At 42.0% G+C, this 3,779-nt stretch carries 5 protein-coding genes and 2 pseudogenes; 2 read left to right on the top strand and 5 right to left on the bottom strand.

The genetic code is table 11. The features are described 5' to 3' along the window. Window positions 1-397 (top strand): annotated as a pseudogene (locus ACXACQ_RS23740) (glutamate synthase central domain-containing protein); the annotation flags it as partial. A 209-nt stretch (window positions 398-606) separates the two neighbouring features. Here ACXACQ_RS23740 and ACXACQ_RS23735 read toward each other — a convergent pair. After that, a pseudogene (locus ACXACQ_RS23735) lies at window positions 607-903 on the bottom strand (pirin family protein). A gap of 142 nt (window positions 904-1,045) precedes the next feature. Beyond that, window positions 1,046-1,471, bottom strand: a complete 426-nt coding sequence (locus ACXACQ_RS23730) for a DoxX family protein (protein WP_054552291.1) — start codon at window positions 1,469-1,471, stop codon at window positions 1,046-1,048. A 128-nt stretch (window positions 1,472-1,599) separates the two neighbouring features. Here ACXACQ_RS23730 and ACXACQ_RS23725 point away from each other — a divergent pair, with 128 nt between their 5' ends. Continuing rightward, entirely contained in the window at window positions 1,600-2,136 is a 537-nt protein-coding gene (locus ACXACQ_RS23725; RefSeq protein ID WP_339980094.1) for a hypothetical protein, read from the top strand. A gap of 26 nt (window positions 2,137-2,162) precedes the next feature. On the opposite strand, the gene ACXACQ_RS23720 is transcribed toward ACXACQ_RS23725, so the two are convergent. The 3 genes from ACXACQ_RS23720 to ACXACQ_RS23710 all read right to left on the bottom strand — a co-directional run. After that, on the bottom strand, window positions 2,163-3,005 hold the full coding sequence (locus ACXACQ_RS23720) for a DUF4198 domain-containing protein (RefSeq protein ID WP_138599108.1): 843 nt from the start codon (window positions 3,003-3,005) through the stop codon (window positions 2,163-2,165). A gap of 9 nt (window positions 3,006-3,014) precedes the next feature. Then, window positions 3,015-3,515, bottom strand: a complete 501-nt coding sequence (locus ACXACQ_RS23715; RefSeq protein WP_138599107.1) for a DUF2271 domain-containing protein — start codon at window positions 3,513-3,515, stop codon at window positions 3,015-3,017. Beyond that, a partial coding sequence (locus ACXACQ_RS23710) for a PepSY-associated TM helix domain-containing protein (RefSeq protein ID WP_474978524.1) occupies window positions 3,515-3,779 on the bottom strand: 265 nt, incomplete at its 5' end. The genes ACXACQ_RS23715 and ACXACQ_RS23710, both read right to left, overlap by 1 nt.

The raw sequence follows: 3,779 nt of genomic DNA, 5'->3' as shown, positions 1-3,779 counted from the left end.
AAGGTTAAGTTTGTCATACTCGTGTGCTCACCCAGCACCTGGCGCAAGTGCCATCAACCCTTATTTAGCTCTAGAGTCAATTATTGACTTGCATAAGAAGGAAAGCTAGAAGCTGATATCACTATCGAAGAAGCTTTTGCTAACTACCAAAAAGCTATTGGATACGGCTTATTAAAAGTACTTTCCAAAATGGGAATTAGTACTTTACAGTCATACCAATCAGCCCAGATATTTGAAGCCCTAGGCTTAAGTAAAAAAGTAATCGACCGCTGTTTCAAAGGTACCATCTCTCGTATTGAAGGCTTAGACTTCGATGGCCTTGCTATAGAAGTCTAGACACAGAAGTGCGTTCCATGCTGAAACCGACATTAGAACAGGAGGGGTATACCAATGGAAAAGTTCATGATGAGGGTGCGGTTTAGTAATATGACTACCTTGCTCGGCGACTGTATCGACATAAAACATCGGTGAGTAGTTTTTCGACTGGGGAGCTTAAGCCATAGGCATCACCGACAATGAGTCGCATCAGTACGCCTTTTTCGAGATTTCTCAGGCAATTGCTGTTTTTTGATATGTTCAAAACGCGGTGCTATTTCGGTCATACTCTCAAGGTAAAGCAACCCAGCATTGCAGACCATTAATGTCGTGCTCGCTCGCCCGCACTTCAGGTGCTTTCTCTTTCTGATAGTGCACTATACCGCGACCTGCGGTCATCCAGTTAACATCGCCGGGCTTCTATTTGCAGGCTATTACCTAAGCGAATTCGCGATGGTAAATACTGCCAGTAAATAAATAAGTGAGCGTTGATAGGCCAATATGAGGGTGAGGCCTCACATTTATGCCTTCACCGCGAGGAAAGTGGTTTGGCCCCATGTGGTCAAAAAAGATAAATGGGCCAACCATTTTTTTGTCAAAATGCGGGCAAGATGCGTTTTACATCGAGCCCACCAATATCGTGGCTGGTTGCTGTTAATAACGTTGCCATTTTCGCGCTCCCTTAAAAACAAATTCAGCCAACAACTTAGGTCATTGGCTGGTAGAAATATTACGCCTGACTACGTTTTAACACTAGTTGATCTAGGCTGATTTTGCCTGCACCAACACTGGCTAATGCTAAAAAGCCGCCTGCCATCGCAATGTTTTTGTAGAACATTAAAAATTGCATTTGATCATCAAGTTGAAAGTGGAATAGCAAAGCGCTGACTAAGCTGAAACCAGCAAAAGCGATAGCGGTTAGTTGTGTTAAAAACCCTAGTAAAATAAATAACCCGCCAACAATTTCAAAAGCAATCACAAACGGCAGTAAGAACTCTGGTAAACCTACTGATGCCATGTACTGTGCAGTTGCATCAAAGAATTCTATTTTGCTAAAGCCAGTTAGTAAAAAGATGGCCGATAAACCAATACGCGCCAATAAAGTGCTAATATTTTGTAAGTGTGGTTGAGCTGAGATTAAAGTAAAAAGTTTCATAGTAGGTATCCTGTTTAGTTGAGCAGTGTGTCTGCGATGGAGTAACTATAGGTTCACTTTAAAAGAATTAAAAATTGTAAAAATAGCGTTTATCATTCTTTAAAAGAGAATTTAAAAGGAGGTAAAATATGAAGTTGTTGTTATTAATAGGGTTTTGTTTTTCGGTGGCTAAAAGTAGTTTGGTGTTTGCTGAACAAAATTTACCAAATAGTCGTCATTATGAGTTGCTAGCTTCAGATATTGCTGTGCAGCAAAGCTGGCAAGTTAAAGACGCAATCAAAGGTTATGAGTTGCTGGAATATCAAATTAACCTTAATAAAGGCACTACTTTAAAGGTTGATTTTGCTCCATCAAATTCAAGCAGCTACTTTAATATTTTACCAAAAGGCAACCCAACAGCTTTGTTTGTTGGCCCGGCAAAAGGTGATCATGCCGAGATTAAAATTCCTGATAATGGCGATTATGTGATTCGAGTGTTTTTGATGCGCAATGCTGCGCGCCGTGATGAGCAAAGTGAATTTACAGCAGATATTAGCGTCGTAAAAAGTACATTAAAAGGCATGCACCCAAGCTGGGATGTCGATGGTGATGGGGTAAATGATTGCGAGAAAGACGGTAGCTGCGATCACACGGTTGACTACAGTCTTCCTCGAAAGTTGAATTAGGCCTTTATTGAGGCCTAATCAGCTTATTATTCAGGCGCTACTTCAAGTGTTGTGAATAATGAGTAGCGTACGTTATCGATATCGGCTTCAGTTGGTTTTTGATCAACAGATGCTTCAATTAGATACATATCGGCGTGAGCGAATGTCACCGTAAAGAAGCCTTTTTTATCGGTTGTTACTTTCACTTCGTCGCGTTCATTACGGTAGCGTGCACTACCACGAACAATCGCAAGCTCAACGTCAGCGGCTGGTTTGCCATCCATTAATAATTGGAACTTAGCTTCTTCACCAGCAAATAGATCGTTCGGGTGAGTAGGGCCTGAAATTTCTAAGCCTTGACCGAGTAATGTTGGCTTAGAAGTACCATTACGGCTGACAAAAGTATCAACAGTTGCGATTGATTTTACAGTGCGCACGTCGGTTGCGCCTGCTGGTAGGTCTGCTTCTTTTTTACCTGCGAACACACGGCCGCGATTGCCATCTTTGTCTTTATAGAAAGTCATTAGCATTGGCTTTTGCTGCATAGCAATGTGGTAAGTACCGTCTTGCGTTAAGCTCACTGCCGCTGAGTTTTTGCGTTTTAAATAGTATGCGCGAATCGTTTCTTCGACCGGCTTACCATTTGGTGCAAGGGCAACTAATAAGTTGTCGTCATACTCTGCGCCTTTTTGTTTTGGGCGGTATGCTTTATCTGGGCTAAATAACTCATTAGAAATACTGGCATCGATCATCACGTAGTGAGTTTTCTCACCAGATAAAGAAGTGTGAGATGGCATTAACCAACGGGCATGTGCTTGTGCGTAGCCAGATGCAAGTGCTGTGAAGGTCACAGCGCCGATCAGCGCTGTTTTTAATAATTTTAATTTCATTGTTTGTCCTTAATTACTGGTAATGGTAACAAAGCTAGTCGCGAACTCTTTTTCGCCTTTAATTGTGACTTTGCCGTCTTTTGTTAAGTCGATTTCAACGCGGGTGTAATCTCGGCCACCTTCTTCACGTACAACTTCAACATTAAGTAGGTAGCTGCCAGGTTTAACTGGATTACCTTTTAAATCTTTACCTTGCCATTCAATCGTATAAGTACCTGGGCGTTTTGTTGCACCTGTCACACCATCAAAGTTGTCGTTGCTACGACCGGCTTTTCGCCACCACTGACGTAAGTCTTTAAACCATTCAGCTTTTTCGACCCAAAGTGCAATCGTGGTAACGTGTTTACGTTCAGGTGTTTCTAGCCATAATGCCACGTAAGGGCGATGATATGGAGAAACATCTAGCTCAGGTAAGGTAAATTCAACGGTGAGGTTGGGATCTTTTGCAAAGCTCAGAGGGCTGAATAAACAGCTAATTAGTAGAGCAACGAGTAAGTGGGCTTGTTTCATTAAGATACTCCTTTAAATTGAGGCACCCAAACTAGATAAATAACCAAAGGCGTGGCAACACCAAGAAGCGTTAACCATAGACCTGCGGCACGTTTTTTACGGTTTTGAAAGAGGATAAATAATCCGGTAATAGCAAACAGAATCATCAAAACAGCTGAAATATCAATCACCCAGCTCCATGCTTCACCTGTATGACGGCCCTTGTGTAAGTCGCCGATCAGACTCATAAAGCCACCGGTTTGATAATCAATATTCAGTTCACCT

The organism is Fulvivirga sp. AWR4_260 (assembly GCF_056158185.1).
Note: the sequence above shows the minus strand (reverse complement) of the source record. Positions and strands in the feature narration are given on the sequence as shown.

Excerpts from the sequence above, each read along its gene's own strand:
- ACXACQ_RS23715 (WP_138599107.1), bottom strand. The coding sequence starts at position 3,515 with ATGAAACAAGCCCACTTACTCGTTGCTCTACTAATTAGCTGTTTATTC.
- ACXACQ_RS23720 (WP_138599108.1), bottom strand. The coding sequence starts at position 3,005 with ATGAAATTAAAATTATTAAAAACAGCGCTGATCGGCGCTGTGACCTTC.
- ACXACQ_RS23730 (WP_054552291.1), bottom strand. The coding sequence starts at position 1,471 with ATGAAACTTTTTACTTTAATCTCAGCTCAACCACACTTACAAAATATT.
- ACXACQ_RS23725 (WP_339980094.1), top strand. The coding sequence starts at position 1,600 with ATGAAGTTGTTGTTATTAATAGGGTTTTGTTTTTCGGTGGCTAAAAGT.